We start from the raw sequence: 13,558 nt of genomic DNA on the forward strand, positions 1-13,558 counted from the left end.
AGACTGGCTTCGTGACTGCCAAAACCGCTTCTGAACCTTCCACCCTTCCACTCGACCTGCGCCAGGACGTTGCGCTTCTTACTGCCGCCATCATGGACATCAACAGCGTGTCCGGACATGAGGCTGGGTTGGCTGACGCCATCGAAGCGGCCTTGTTGACCATCCCGGAACTGCACCTTGTCCGGGACGGCGACTCGATAATCGCCCGCACGGAGCTGGGCAACCGGGAACGCGTCATCCTCGCAGGGCACCTGGACACAGTTCCGCTGCCACTGACCGAAGGGTCAAAGGGCACCGTCCCCTCCAGCTGGGAGTCCGGCGTCCCCGGGAAAGGAATCCTGTACGGCCGCGGCGCCACCGACATGAAGGGCGGGGTCGCAGTGCAGCTCGCGCTTGCCGCCACGATGTTCGACGGCGGCGCGCAGCCCAAGCGGGACGTCACCTTTGTTTTCTACGACCACGAAGAAGTGGAGGCCGTGAAAAGCGGCCTGGGCCGGCTGGTGCGCAACCATGGCCACCTGCTTGACGGCGACTTCGCCATCCTGCTGGAGCCTACCGACGGCACGGTGGAGGGCGGATGCAACGGCACCAGCCGGTTCGAAGCAACAACGGTGGGGGAGGCGGCCCACTCTGCCCGCGCCTGGATGGGCAGTAACGCCATCCATGCGGCGGCACCCATCCTGGCCAGGCTGGCGGGCTATGAACCAGCCACCGTCAACGTCGATGGGCTGGAATACCGCGAGAGCCTGAACGCGGTAAGAATCAACGGCGGCACTGCGGGCAATGTCATTCCGGACAAGTGTGTGGTGGAGATCAACTACCGCTTCGCGCCGGACAAGACCCCGGACCAGGCCGAGGCAGTGGTACGGGAGTTGCTCGAAGGTTTTGACGTTGTCCGCACCGATGCCGCCGCCGGCGCACGGCCGGGACTTCAGCACCCTGCGGCAGCTTCCTTCGTTGCCGCTGTGGGAGCCGAGCCAAAGCCCAAATACGGTTGGACCGACGTCGCACGCTTCAGTGAACTGGGGATCCCGGCGGTGAACTTCGGCCCGGGGGATCCCTTGCTGGCGCACAAGGACAACGAACACGTGCATGCCGATGCCATCAGGAAATGCCTGCAGGCTTTGCAGGACTGGCTGGCGGCCTGACCTTTAAACGGTAATGGCCCGGACCAAGAGGTCCGGGCCATTGCTGTTGGAACTGTCAGGGAACCGGTGCTTCGGCCTTTTCAGGTTCCGGCTTGGCAACCCCGCCTGCTGCCTTTTTGGATCCGCGGCGTTCGATCCACACCGCGATGCGGGACACGATGATGTTGATGGCGATGTAGATCGCCGCGGCCACAAAGAAGATGGGGAACAGGAACTGCGTGCCGAGGAAGTCCGCCATCACCTGGACGGCGCGCAGGAGTTCGCCGTACGCCACGATGTAGCCCAGCGAGGTGTCCTTCAGGAGCACTACCATCTGTGCCACCAGTGAGGGCATCATCCGCCGGATTGCCTGGGGAAGTTCGATCAGCATGCGGGACTTGAAGCTGGTCAGGCCAATGGCCAGCCCGGCTTCCCGCTGCCCCTTGGGGAGCGACTGTATGCCGGCGCGGATGATTTCCGCGAACACTGCCGAGTTGTAGAGCACCAGGCCGGTGACGACGGCTATGAACGGTGAGGTGCCAAAGCCCAGGAGGACAAACAGCATCATCAGGACCACAGGCATACCGCGGAGGAACTCAAGCAGTACCCGGATGGGGATCCGGATGAAGGCCGCATCCGCGATGCGCAGCAGGCAGAGGAGCAGTCCCAGCGGGAAGGCGATGACAGCCGCCAGCGCGGCGGCGCTGAGGGTTGCCCCCAGGCCGTTGGCCAGGAGCGTCCAGACGTCGGCGCGGGTGAAGATCTGCCAGCGGCGCCCTTCAAAAATGCCCTGCTGGGCGAACGTCATGATGATCCAGGCCAGAAGGCCCAGGATCAGCAGCGAACCAACGATGGAACCGATCAGGGAGATTCGCCGGGCCTTGGGGCCGGGAACATCATAAAGGACTGAGCTCATCGGGCAATCGCCACCTTTCGCTCCACCGTGCTGGCCAGTATGCCCAACGGAACGGTGAGGAGCAGATAGAAGAACGCAACGCCCAGCAGAACGGGGATCACTGCATCGCCGTTGGCATTGGCCAGCTGCCGGCCGTAGCCGAACAGCTCAAGGACAAAGAACGCGCCGGCCACAGAGGAGTTCTTGACCAGGGCGATCAGGATGTTGATCAGCGGCGGAATCACCGTCCGCAGGGCCTGGGGCAGGATGATGAGGTTCAGGACCTGCCCGAAGTTCATGCCGATGCTGCGGGCGGCCTCGGCCTGGCCCACCGGGACGCTGTTGACACCTGAGCGGACAGCTTCGGCGATGAACGCTGCGGTGTAGGTACTGAGCGCAATGATGGCCGCGACCTCAAACTGCTCGAATTTCACCCCGAGCCGGGGAAGGACAATCGCTGCGAAGAAGAAGGCGATGGTCAGCGGAGTGTTGCGGAGAACCTCCACATAAACGGTGCTGAAGCCGCGGAGCGCTGCCACCGGGGAAACTCTGGCTGCCGCGAGGAGGGTCCCAAGCACCAGGGCGATAACGCCGGAAACTGCGGAAAGGAAAAGTGTGCGGAGAAACCCGTTCCAATACAGGGGGAGGTTTTCAAGAATGACGTCCATTGGATCCTTCGGCTCTGGGCGTGGACGGGTGGAAACAGTGGTTGCCGGGACCGCGTCGCAGCCCCGGCAACCACTGAATTACCTAGTAACGGTCGAGCGCGGGCAGCTCAGGGGCAGTCTTAATGACTGAGCCTGCGGTAGCTTCCCAAGCCGACTTGTAAGTCCCGTCCGACTGGAAGGACTCCAGCTGGTCGTTGATCCAGTTGCGGAACTCGGTATCGTCCTTTTTCAGGCCGATGCCATAGGGCTCCTTGGTGAACGTCTCGTCGGACGCGAGCTTGAAGGCATCCGGTTCCTTGTCCACGAAGCCGGCGAGGATCACGTTGTCGGTGGTGATGGCTTCAACCTGCTTGTTGCGGAGCGGCTCAAGGCAGGCGGAGTACGTGGCGGCCGGGACCAGTTCGGCCTTGTACTTGTCCACGATGGTGGCGGCCGGCGTCGAACCGGTGACCGAGCAGACCTTCTTGCCCGCAACGTCTTCGGGGGTCTTGATGGTGTCGTTGTCCTTGTTCACCATCAGGGCCTGGCCGGCTTCGTAGTACGGGCCGGCGAAGCTGACAACCTGCTTGCGCTTGTCGTTGATGGTGTAGGTGGCGATCACCAGGTCAACCTTGCCCTGCTCGATGAACGGTTCGCGGTTGGCCGAAACCGTCTCGGACCACTCGATCTTGTCAGCGGCAATGCCCAGCTTGGCGGCGATCAGTTTGCCGATTTCGACGTCGAAGCCTACGGGCTTACCGTCCAGGCCCACCTGGCCAAAGAGCGGCTGGTCGTACTTGGTGCCGATCTTGATGGTGCCGGCCGAGGCCAGCTTTTCCATGGTGGTGCCGGCAGCGAACGTGGGCTTTTCGGCCACGGTGGGGTCGCTGGTGGTGCCGGCGCCGCCTCCGCCGCAGGCGCTCAGGGACAGGGCGAGGGCAGCGGTAGCGGCCACGAAGAATGACTTCCGCCGGGTCATAAATGCCTTCATGACATTCCTTTCATTGATGGCCGTGGGTCACGGCCTGGATGCGAACTCTGAGTGTTGGTTCGTTGGTGAAATCAGTGGGTAAGGAGCTTGGAGAGGAAATCCTTGGCGCGGTCGCTCTTGGGATTGGTGAAGAACTCCTCCGGGGTGGCGTCCTCGACGATCTGGCCGTCCGCCATAAAGACCACGCGGTCCGCGGCCTTCCGGGCGAACCCCATCTCGTGGGTGACCACGATCATGGTCATGCCCTCTTTGGCCAGTTGGATCATCACGTCCAGGACCTCGTTGATCATTTCGGGGTCCAGGGCAGAGGTGGGCTCGTCGAAGAGCATGACCTTGGGCTTCATGGCCAGGGCACGCGCGATGGCAACGCGCTGCTGCTGCCCGCCGGACAGCTGGGCCGGGAGCTTTGGGGCCTGGTGGCCGACGCCTACCCGCTCAAGGAGCGCCATGGCGTCCTTGTCCGCAGCTGCCCTCGGAACGCCTTTGACCTTGATGGGGCCAAGGGTGACGTTTTCGAGGATGGTTTTGTGCGCGAACAGATTGAACGACTGGAAGACCATTCCGACGTCGGCCCGAAGCTGCGCGAGCTCCTTGCCTTCCTCGGGAAGAACCTTTCCATCGATGCTGATAGTGCCGCCTTCAATGGTTTCAAGACGGTTGATAGCGCGGCACAGGGTGGACTTACCGGAGCCCGACGGCCCGATGACCACAACAACCTCGCCCTTGCGGACCTGCAGATTGATGTCCTTCAAAACGTGCAGCTGGCCGTAGTGCTTATTTACGGCGTTCAGGGAGACGAGGGCATCACCGGGCACATGAGTAGTCATAGGAAGAATCTAGCGAAGAACGGCAGCTTATGATGCGAATCACCCCAAGTTCCTGCGGATCGTGATTCAAGAGATACCTCCCGGAGTCAGGTTAGCCTTGGGGAATGAGCATCAGTGCAGATCCGGCCAAAAATACCCAGCCGCGCCGTAAAGGACCCCTCGAACTTCGCCGCAAGCAGGCATCGGTGGAGATGTCCGACCAGCATCTGCTTGATACCAAGGGCCCCGGGCAGTTCGTGCACACCGATCCGTGGCGCGTGCTCAGGATCCAAAGCGAGTTCGTGGAGGGCTTCGGCGCCCTCGCCGACCTCGGCCCGGCCGTCAGCGTCTTCGGTTCAGCCCGGACCAAACCTGGAAGCCCGTACTACGAGATGGGCGTCGAAGTGGGGCGGAAGCTGGCGGAGGCCGGCGTCGCAGTTATCACCGGAGGCGGCCCGGGGTCCATGGAAGCGGCCAACCGCGGCACTGTTGAGGGTAACGGCGTGTCTGTGGGCCTTGGCATTGAGCTCCCGTTTGAGCAGGGCCTGAACCAGTGGGTGGACCTGGGCATCAACTTCCGGTACTTCTTTGCCCGCAAGACGATGTTCGTCAAGTACGCGCAGGGATTCATCGTCCTTCCGGGCGGCCTGGGCACGCTCGACGAACTCTTCGAAGCCATGGTCCTGGTGCAGACCCGGAAGGTGACATCCTTCCCGATCGTGCTGCTGGGGGTCGATTTCTGGGGTCCGATGATCAATTGGATCAGGGGGACCCTGGTGGCGGAGGGCATGGTGTCCGAAAAGGATTTGGACCTGATCCAGGTGGTGGATGACCCCGCGGAAGCGGTGAACCGGGTACTCGCCGTAGGCATCACCCCTTCACTGAACGGCGAACAACGCCCGGAGTAGCGAAGACGGCCGGGTCTGGCACGATGGGGTAGTGACTTTTTTCCTGGTCTTCCTCGCCGTGGCGCTGATCGGCGCCGTCCTGTGGGTCAGCGTAGGGGGCCGTTCCGGAAAGCCGGGCGGCCGCGCGCTGCCCGCCCTTCTCGATGCCGGTCTTGAACAGCCCCCGGCCAACCTGCCGCCTGTCCTTTTGCCGGCCAATGCTGCCCCCCACGATGTGGACCGCGTCAGGTTTTCTCTGGGACTGCGGGGTTACCGGATGGACCAGGTGGACCAGGTGCTCGATGAGTTGCGGGACCAGCTTGAGGCCAGCCGGCATGAAGTGGAGACCCTGAAAGCCAGGCTTCAGGCCGGGGAAGAAGCGGGTCCGTCCGCCGCGACAGGTACGCAGGTAGAACCACGCGCAATTGGGGCCGGCGGTCCTGCGGACGCTGGGTCGGGAGCAGCGGAGGACAAGGCTTGAGCACGGCCACCCGCCGGGGAACTGGAGTCTCAGCGGCCGTCCAGGCGCTCGCCGCCCGCTCCCGCGAAACGGTCCGGGGCTGGCCCTGGTGGCTCCAGGTGACGGCCATCTACATTATGGCGCGATTCACCAGCGCCGGGATTTTTATGGCCGCGGCCCTGCACCAGGGGCCCAATCCCTGGTTCCCGGCCAAGCCCGACTACTGGAACTTCATCAACATCTGGGACGCGCGCTGGTACAGCAGGGTGATCACGAACGGCTATCCCACGACGCTTCCCGTGGACGGCGCGGGCAATGTCCAGGAAAATACGTGGGCGTTCTATCCGTTGTATCCCTCCCTTTCAGGGGCGCTCAGCAGGCTGACCGGGCTGGCCCCCGCTGCCTCGCTGACCATTGTCGCCATGCTGTCCGGCCTGGCGGCCGCGCTGGTGGTCTACGTGCTTTTCCGGCATAAGGCAGCATCCGGCCCGTCATTGTGGGCGGTGGCGTTCTTCGCCACTTTCCCCGTATCCGCTGTGCTCCAGGTGCCGTATGCGGAGCCATTGTCATTGCTGCTGCTCGCGGCTTCGCTGCTGTTTGTGGTCCGGCGGCAGTACCTGTGGGCCATCCCGGTGGTGGTGGTGCTGTGCCTCTCGCGTCCGGTGGGCGTTCCGTTCGCGGCCATGCTGGGGCTCCTTCTGATCCTTCGGCTGGTGCAGCGATTCCGCGGCGGGGACGATGCAGCCCGGACTTCCGGCCGGGACCTCGCGGCGCTGACCATCCTTACGGCAGTGGCAGGCCTCTCGGCGCTGGCTTGGCCGGCCGCGGCGTGGGTGGCTACGGGGGATATCCAGGCCTACACCAAGACAGAAACCGTGTGGCGTGGCCATGACCTGGTGCCGTTCAAACCCTGGTTCGACGCCGGCGTCGACCTTTTCGGTCCGGTGCTCGGAGTGCTGGCACCGTTCATTTTTGCAGCCCTCTTCGGCGCAATGCTGTACCTGCCGCCGGTGGTGAGGATCGGCGTCGAACTCCGCCTGTGGTGTGCCTGCTACATGGGGTACCTGGTGATGTTCCTCCACCCGCAGACAAGTACCTTCCGTATGCTGCTGCCGCTTTTCCCCCTGGCGCTCGGCGCCGCACTCCTGTCCCGGTCCAAGGCATACCGGGGAACCGTTGTGGTGATGTTCGTGCTGTTGCAGATCGTCTGGATCGTGTGGCTGTGGGCGTGGGCGCAGCTGCCCGGCGGCGGCGATTATCCGCCATAGAAATTTCGGCTTCCGTGCAGGTCAGGGTGCAAATTGGGGCGGCCCGCAAATGTCCATCGATTAGCTACGGACGGGTAATTCCGCGATAATGGTAGGTAAGCAAGGACAAAAAGCATTCAGAATACGTGCAGCCCCGGCGGTAGCCACCCACTCCGCCATGGCAGCTTGATCTACATGCGGACACAGCCCACCCGGGCTGATCAGTCCTGGGACTAAATGGAGGGGAATTCCTCATGGCGGCTATGAAACCACGTACCGGCGACGGCCCAATGGAAGTCACCAAGGAGGGCCGCAGCCTGATCATGCGCGTCCCGCTCGAAGGCGGCGGGCGCCTGGTGGTCGAACTGAATGCTGCCGAGGCAGCAAACCTCAAGGAATGCCTGGTCGGCGTCACCGAGTAATCATGCAGGACAGGGTCCGCATGCCTTTGGGCTGCGGACCCTGTCTTATTTTTTGACTGCTACCAGCAGGCCATCGCCGGTGGGAAGCATGGCCGATGCCAGCCTGTCGTCGTCGCGGATGCTCTTTCCCACCTGGCGCAGGACCACCGTGGTGGCCTCGCGGCCGGCAGGGTTGGCGACCTTGTCCTTGTCCAGTGCGTCATTGACGATCAGCAGCCCGGCGGGCTTCAGGAGCCGGATGGCCTGCTCCACGTACCCGGGAAGCCCCTGCTTGTCAGCGTCGATAAAGACCAGATCGTAGGCCCTGTCCGTGAGGCGGGGCAGGACATCGCCGGCGCGGCCGGAGATGGTCCGCGTCCGGTTGGCCGGGCTGCCTGCCTCCGAAAAAGCTTCCCGTGCGGCTTTGAGATGTTCGACGTCCACGTCGATGGTGGTGAGGACAGCGTTCGGGCCGAGGCCGCGGAGCAGGCAAACACCCGAAACGCCGGCGCCCGTTCCGATCTCGACGGCGGTCTGCGCCTTGGACGAGGCTGCCAGAACCGTCAGGACAGCGCCGACGCCCGGCCCGATGGGGGTCACACCCAGTTCAAAGGAACGCTCCCGGGCCCGCAGCATGACCTCATCCTCAGCGGGCAGATCTTCTGCATAGGACCAGCTCGTGGACTTGTCGGCGCTCATGGATATTCGCTTTCTGGGCGGCAGGGGGAGTGTCTTCTACAGCCTACTGTGTTGTTCGGCAACAACCGGTGAAGGCGGGCTCTTGCGCCCACGGCTGAAGTTTTCCTGCAGTCAGGAAATTCCCAGCGAAGTTTGAAATGATTATTATCCGCTCATCCATAGGGTGGTCGGCGCCGAATCAGCTATGTCAACAGTATCCGGGCGTTAGCATTCCACGAGGGGAGTGGACGATGTCATCACCAGTTGTGGCACCTGTCCCTGCAACAAATAATCCCGAGACCGAGTGGGTACGCCCCACTTGGGAAGAAGTGGTGACCAACCACTCCGCCAAGGTCTACCGGCTGGCCTACCGCCTGACCGGTAATAAGTACGACGCCGAAGACCTCACCCAGGAGGTATTCGTCCGGGTCTTCCGTTCCCTGGAAAACTTCAAGCCCGGAACGCTGGACGGCTGGCTGCACCGCATCACCACCAACCTCTTCCTTGACCAGGCGCGGCGGAAGACTCGTATCCGGTTTGACGCCCTTGCGGAGGACGCCGAGTCGCGGATCCCGGGGCGGGAACCTGGCCCGGAGCAGAGCTTTGAACTGAACAACCTGGACCTCGATGTCCAGGCTGCGCTGGAGGAACTTCCGCCGGACTTCCGTGCCGCTGTGGTTCTTTGCGACCTTGAGGGTCTGTCCTACGATGAGGTGGCCGTTGCCCTGGGCGTTAAGCTCGGCACCGTGCGCTCCCGTATCCACCGTGGACGCACCATGCTTCGCGAAAAGCTGGCCCACCGTGACCCGCGTCCGCAGCACTCGAGGCCAAAACTGTCGTTGCCGCGCATCGCCGGCATCCTCTGAACGGCGCATGACGCCCCAGTTTCCGCTCGGCCGCACGCATCAGCGCACCGCCAGCCACCTCCAGACCTGCCCCGATTGCGCTTCTGCCGTGCGCCGGGAGCGCCAGTACCTGGAGCGGCTGCGGGACGCGCCCATTCCGGCGGCCAGCGATGACCTGACCGCCCGGCTCCTGGCCCGGACCCAGGAGCTGGCAGCCCAGCCGCCGGTTACCGCTCCGCAACCTCCTGTATCCCGGGCGGCGGTCCGGGTACTCGCTTTAACAGCCGGAGGGACCGTCGCCGCTGCCGGAGTGCTCGCCGCGGGTGCTTTCGCCGTGGCTGGTGATCCGCTCCCGGCAGGTGCTGCAACTGCGGCAACCCTCTCCCACGTATCTGCGCAGACCCCGGCCGACGGCAGGGCACTGAGCGCCGAACGGCTCTCGGGCCTGCGCTCGGAAGGCTGGGTGTGCCCGGAGCTTGAGGCGATGGGATTCCACCTCGAGTCGGCGAAAGCCATGGTGCTCGAGGGCCGTCCCGCCGTCGAACTGAAGCTGTCCAACGGGACGCACCATGCCACGGTCACTGAAAGGCACAGCCCGGCCCCCGGCATGGCAGCTGATCCGGCTGTCGGGCAAACCGGTCCGCCGTTGCAGATCCTGGCCTCTTCCCCCTGGACTGCGACCTACCGGACACAGGGCCGTACGTTTACCTATGTTTCCGACCTCCCTGCGGAACAGGCTGACGACGCCGTGCCCATCCTGCAGCGGCTCAGCGAACAGGCGGGGAACGGTGTTTCGGCCGAAGCGCTGGGGAAGCCCCGGGGGCAGGAGCCGGAGGCGGTGGTTGCGCGGCTGCAGCGCGGCGTGAACAAGATCGTGGCTCTATTTACTCAGTAAAGCGGGCAGTTCCCGCCGCCGGCGGACGGGAATCGTCACTGGCAGCCCGGAGAGGGTAATCTTCCTAAAGTGTTTGGAATCAACGGCCCGGAGTTCTTTCTTCTGCTGATCATTGGCGTCCTCGTGATCGGCCCCCAGCGGCTGCCCGAATACACGCAGAAACTGGCCAACCTGGTCAAGGAAGTCCGCCGCATGGCCTCCGGCGCGCGCGAACAGATCAAGGAAGAAGTGGGGATCGACATCGATGATGTCGACTGGAAGAAGTACGACCCCCGCCAGTACGATCCACGGCGCATCATCAAAGAGGCGCTCCTGGACGATGACACCAAGCCCGTCAGCGCCGGTGCGCCTGCTGCTGTTGCAGCTGTGGCCGGCGCTGCTGCCGTAGCGGGGGCTGACGCCGCCGCAACCAAGCGGCCCGAGCGCGTGCTCCAGACACTTCCGGCGGGCGAAGCCGCCCCCTTCGACACAGAAGCCACCTAGCCGGGCCCGCACAGGAAACCTCTGGCGGGAAAGCCTTAGCGGGGCTGCAGTCCCAGTTTCATTCCGGCGAGGCCGCGTGGCTTGGCCGCCAGCTTCCCGGCAATATTCGAGAGCGCCCCGGCCGCTGGGGTTCCGGCCTGGCCCAGGACGATCGGTACGCCCGCGTCGCCGCCCTCCCTCAGCTGGATGTCCAGCGGTATCTGCCCCAGCAGCGGCACGTCGGCGCCCACAGTGGCTGTCAGCCGTTCGGCGAGGACCGCCCCGCCGCCGCTGCCAAACAGTTCCATCCTGCCGCCGTCGGGCATTTCCAGGTAGGACATGTTCTCAATAACGCCGGCCACTGACTGCCCCGTCTGGGTGGCGATGGCACCGGCCCTTTCGGCGACGTCGGCCGCCGCGGCCTGCGGGGTGGTGACCACCAGGATTTCGGCCCTGGGCAGCAGTTGGGCCACGGAAATGGCGATGTCGCCGGTGCCGGGCGGAAGGTCCAGGAACAGTGCGTCCAGGTCACCGAAGTAGACGTCCGTCAGGAACTGCTCGAGGGCCCGGTGCAGCATCGGCCCGCGCCACGCCACGGGCTGGTTGCCACTCACGAACATGCCGATGGAGATGACCTTCACGCCATACGCAACCGGCGGAAGGATCATGTCGTCCACGCGGGTGGGCGCCTGGCTGATGCCCATCAGGGCGGGAACGGAAAAGCCATAGACGTCGGCATCCACGATTCCCACCCTCAGCCCTTGCGCGGCCAGGGCACAGGCGAGGTTGACGGTCACCGAGGACTTCCCCACGCCGCCCTTGCCGCTGGCAACGGCATAGACCTTGGTGAGGGAATCGGGCTGGTTGAACGGGATGCCGCGCTGGCCGCCGGCACCGCGGAGCAGTTCCTTAAGGGCATCACGCTGCTGTTGCGTCATCACCTTCAGTTCGACGTCGACGGCGGCCACACCCGGCACTGCCAGCAGCGCATTCGTTGCATCGGCGGTGATGGTGTCCCGCAACGGGCAGCCGGAGATGGTGAGCAGGACAACGAGGCGGACCTTGCCGTCGTCGGACACGTCGACAGACTCCACCATGCCCAGTTCGGTGATGGGGCGGCGGAGTTCGGGATCGATGACCGTGGCCAGGGCGGCAGTGACTGCCCCGGCCAGCGAGGTGTTATTGATGATGCGCTCCTTTAGCGGTCCTGGGTGGAATGGCCCGGTTTGACCCGCGGGATCTGCTGGGTACGGGGGTTCCGCTGCTTGTCCCGTTTTTCCTTGAGCTTTTCCTTCACCTTGTCCCGCGGTGATTCGTGCTGGCCCTGCCCGGAAGGATCATGCGTGCGGAGCTCCTCCTGGGCTTCGAGCATGTCTTCGAGGAGCGAGCGCAGCTCGGCACGGACGTAGTCGCGGGTCGCCACCTCACGCAGCGCGATCCGCAGCGATGCCAGTTCACGGGTCAGGTACTCGGTGTCGGACAGGTTGCGTTCGGCGCGCTGGCGGTCCTGCTGAAGCGAGACACGGTCGCGGTCGTCCTGGCGGTTCTGGGCCAGCAGCAGCAGCGGTGCCGCGTAGGACGCCTGCAGGGACAGCATCAGGGTCAGCAGGGTAAACCCGAGGTCGCGGGAATCGAACTGCCAGGCCAGCGGTGCCCAGGTGTTCCAGACCAGCCAGATGACCACGAAGACCGTCATGTAAACGAGGAACTGCGGCGTGCCCATAAAGCGGGCAAAGCCTTCCGTGGCGTGGCCGAAGGCATCCGGATCCGGGGAGAACTTGGGCAGGATCCGCTGGCGTCCGCTGAGCGGCGTATCCAGGCTGCCCTTCGCCGCCGCCTTGGCAGGCAGCCGCTGGTTGGGGTTCTTCGGAGCGCTGTTGTCAGCCAATGCGGCCACCAAGCCTTCTTATCGGGGCTTCGCCGTCATGGGCCCGCCAGTCATCCGGCAACAGATGATCCAGAACGTCATCAACAGTCACCGCCCCCACAAGCCGGCCGGCGTCATTAACCACCGGTAGGGAGTTCAGGTTATAGGTAGCCAGGGTCCGTGCCACTTCGCTGATGTGGGCCTGGTCAGACAGCGGCTCAAGGTTCTTGTCCACCAGGTTTCCCAGCGGCTCGAACGGCGGGTACCGGAGGAGCTGCTGGATGTGCACGACGCCCAGGAAGCGCCCGGTGGGAGTCTCCAGGGGCGGTCTGGTAATAAAAATGGATGAGGCAAGCGCAGGGGAGAGTTCCTCACGCCGCACATGCGCCAGTGCTTCTGCCACCGTGGCCTCAGGCGGCAGGATGACGGGTACCGGGGTCATCAGGCCGCCGGCGGTGTCCTCGTCGTATTCGAGCAGGCGCCGGACGTCCTCTGCGCCCTCGGGCTCCATCAGCTGGAGCAGTTCCTCCGCCTGGGCGGAGGGGAGCTCGCCCAGGAGGTCCGCGGCGTCGTCGGGGTCCATCTCCTCCAGCACGTCCGCGGCACGCTGGAGGTCCAGGGCGGACAGGATCTCCACCTGGTCATCCTCCGGCAGCTCCTGGAGAACGTCGGCGAGGCGTTCATCCTGCAGTTCGCTGGCCACTTCGAATCGGCGTTTGTCGCTCATCTCCTGGAGTGCCTCGGCGAAGTCCGCGGGCTTGAGGTCTTCGTGGTTCGCCACGAACTGGGTGGCGGCCTGCGGCTCCGTCCGGGGGCCCTGCAAGGCGTCAGCCCAATCGATGATGAGGGTTTCGTTGCGGCGGAGCCGGCTCAGCGGCGAGAGGGAATGTCCCCGCCGGACAAAGAGCTTGCTGACGAACCAGTCGCGGGAGCGGTGCTGGTCCATGGCGATGTCTTCGATGGTGGCGTCACCGCTGCCGTCCCGGAGCGTGACGCGGCGGTCGAACATCTCCGCTACCACCAGGGTCTCGGCGCCGCGCTGTTCGAAGCGCCGGAGGTTGACCAGGCCGGTGCAGATGACCTGGGTCTGGTCGATCGAAGTTATCCGTGTCATGGGCACAAAGACCCGCTTCTTGCCGGGAACTTCCACCACGATACCCACCACGTGCGGGGCGCCCTGGGTGCCGCGGGAAAGCACAACAACATCGCGCAGCCGGCCCAGCCGGTCGCCCAGCGGGTCGAAGACGTCAAGGCCCAATAGGCGCGCGACGAAGACGCGGGTAGGTGTTGTGCTCACTCCTACAGGCTACCGAGTCTGCTCTCTTTTAGCTGAATTTGCAGGCGGCACAC

The 13,558-nt window shown here is 64.3% G+C and carries 16 protein-coding genes; 8 read left to right on the forward strand and 8 right to left on the reverse strand.

Annotation, left to right across the window (positions count from 1 at the left end; genetic code table 11):
• Positions 1–11 precede the first annotated feature (11 nt).
• Positions 12–1,148 carry a succinyl-diaminopimelate desuccinylase gene (gene dapE, locus ACFVYC_RS01350; RefSeq protein ID WP_387545736.1) on the forward strand — a complete coding sequence of 379 codons (1,137 nt, stop codon included), beginning with the start codon at positions 12–14 and terminating at the stop codon, positions 1,146–1,148.
• Positions 1,149–1,203: 55 nt separating this feature from the next.
• Here the strand turns inward: dapE and ACFVYC_RS01355 are convergent, their stop codons facing one another.
• The 4 genes from ACFVYC_RS01355 to ACFVYC_RS01370 all read right to left on the reverse strand — a co-directional run bounded on the left by ACFVYC_RS01355 (position 1,204) and on the right by ACFVYC_RS01370 (position 4,487).
• Entirely contained in the window at positions 1,204–2,043 is an 840-nt protein-coding gene (locus tag ACFVYC_RS01355) for an amino acid ABC transporter permease (protein ID WP_387545739.1), read from the reverse strand.
• On the reverse strand, positions 2,040–2,690 hold the full coding sequence (locus ACFVYC_RS01360; protein ID WP_159826783.1) for an amino acid ABC transporter permease: 651 nt from the start codon (positions 2,688–2,690) through the stop codon (positions 2,040–2,042). The genes ACFVYC_RS01355 and ACFVYC_RS01360 overlap by 4 nt, the downstream gene beginning before the upstream one ends.
• A gap of 82 nt (positions 2,691–2,772) precedes the next feature.
• Positions 2,773–3,660: a glutamate ABC transporter substrate-binding protein gene (locus ACFVYC_RS01365; RefSeq protein ID WP_387545741.1), complete on the reverse strand. Its 888-nt coding sequence runs from the start codon at positions 3,658–3,660 to the stop codon at positions 2,773–2,775.
• Positions 3,661–3,731: 71 nt separating this feature from the next.
• Complete coding sequence (locus ACFVYC_RS01370) at positions 3,732–4,487, reverse strand: amino acid ABC transporter ATP-binding protein (RefSeq protein WP_387545744.1); 756 nt, start codon at positions 4,485–4,487, stop codon at positions 3,732–3,734.
• A 104-nt stretch (positions 4,488–4,591) separates the two neighbouring features.
• Between ACFVYC_RS01370 and ACFVYC_RS01375 the strand changes: the two genes are divergently transcribed.
• The 4 genes from ACFVYC_RS01375 to ACFVYC_RS01390 all read left to right on the forward strand — a co-directional run bounded on the left by ACFVYC_RS01375 (position 4,592) and on the right by ACFVYC_RS01390 (position 7,482).
• Positions 4,592–5,374: a TIGR00730 family Rossman fold protein gene (locus ACFVYC_RS01375; RefSeq protein ID WP_387545747.1), complete on the forward strand. Its 783-nt coding sequence runs from the start codon at positions 4,592–4,594 to the stop codon at positions 5,372–5,374.
• A gap of 31 nt (positions 5,375–5,405) precedes the next feature.
• Positions 5,406–5,834, forward strand: coding sequence for a DivIVA domain-containing protein (locus ACFVYC_RS01380; protein ID WP_387545749.1), 429 nt, complete (start codon positions 5,406–5,408; stop codon positions 5,832–5,834).
• Entirely contained in the window at positions 5,831–7,081 is a 1,251-nt protein-coding gene (locus ACFVYC_RS01385) for a hypothetical protein (RefSeq protein ID WP_387545752.1), read from the forward strand. The genes ACFVYC_RS01380 and ACFVYC_RS01385 overlap by 4 nt, the downstream gene beginning before the upstream one ends.
• A 233-nt stretch (positions 7,082–7,314) precedes the next feature.
• Entirely contained in the window at positions 7,315–7,482 is a 168-nt protein-coding gene (locus tag ACFVYC_RS01390; RefSeq protein ID WP_009357720.1) for a DUF3117 domain-containing protein, read from the forward strand.
• A 45-nt stretch (positions 7,483–7,527) separates the two neighbouring features.
• Here ACFVYC_RS01390 and ACFVYC_RS01395 read toward each other — a convergent pair whose 3' ends face one another.
• Positions 7,528–8,160 carry an O-methyltransferase gene (locus ACFVYC_RS01395; protein ID WP_387545755.1) on the reverse strand — a complete coding sequence of 211 codons (633 nt, stop codon included), beginning with the start codon at positions 8,158–8,160 and terminating at the stop codon, positions 7,528–7,530.
• Positions 8,161–8,390: 230 nt separating this feature from the next.
• On the opposite strand from ACFVYC_RS01395, the gene sigE reads away from it, so the two are divergent.
• From sigE to ACFVYC_RS01410, 3 genes are all read left to right on the forward strand, one after another.
• On the forward strand, positions 8,391–9,005 hold the full coding sequence (gene sigE / locus ACFVYC_RS01400) for an RNA polymerase sigma factor SigE (RefSeq protein WP_387545758.1): 615 nt from the start codon (positions 8,391–8,393) through the stop codon (positions 9,003–9,005).
• Positions 9,006–9,012: 7 nt separating this feature from the next.
• Positions 9,013–9,879 (forward strand): anti-sigma factor, encoded by an 867-nt coding sequence (locus ACFVYC_RS01405; RefSeq protein WP_387545760.1) that lies wholly within the window; start codon positions 9,013–9,015, stop codon positions 9,877–9,879.
• A gap of 69 nt (positions 9,880–9,948) precedes the next feature.
• Entirely contained in the window at positions 9,949–10,362 is a 414-nt protein-coding gene (locus ACFVYC_RS01410) for a Sec-independent protein translocase TatB (protein ID WP_387545763.1), read from the forward strand.
• 35 nt (positions 10,363–10,397) lie between these two features.
• Here the strand turns inward: ACFVYC_RS01410 and ACFVYC_RS01415 are convergent, their stop codons facing one another.
• Genes ACFVYC_RS01415 through ACFVYC_RS01425 form a run of 3 tightly spaced genes read right to left on the reverse strand, consistent with a single transcriptional unit; the run spans position 10,398 to position 13,505 of the window.
• Positions 10,398–11,531, reverse strand: a complete 1,134-nt coding sequence (locus ACFVYC_RS01415; protein ID WP_387547063.1) for an Mrp/NBP35 family ATP-binding protein — start codon at positions 11,529–11,531, stop codon at positions 10,398–10,400.
• 8 nt (positions 11,532–11,539) lie between these two features.
• On the reverse strand, positions 11,540–12,238 hold the full coding sequence (locus ACFVYC_RS01420) for a DUF1003 domain-containing protein (RefSeq protein ID WP_387545765.1): 699 nt from the start codon (positions 12,236–12,238) through the stop codon (positions 11,540–11,542).
• The gene (locus ACFVYC_RS01425) at positions 12,222–13,505 is read right to left on the reverse strand and encodes a magnesium transporter MgtE N-terminal domain-containing protein (RefSeq protein ID WP_387545767.1); all 1,284 of its coding nucleotides are present in this window, start codon (positions 13,503–13,505) and stop codon (positions 12,222–12,224) included. Before ACFVYC_RS01425 ends, ACFVYC_RS01420 begins: the two co-directional genes overlap by 17 nt.
• Positions 13,506–13,558: the final 53 nt, after the last annotated feature.

It is taken from the genome of Pseudarthrobacter sp. NPDC058329 (genome assembly GCF_042879835.1).
Classification (GTDB): Bacteria; Actinomycetota; Actinomycetes; order Actinomycetales; family Micrococcaceae; genus Arthrobacter.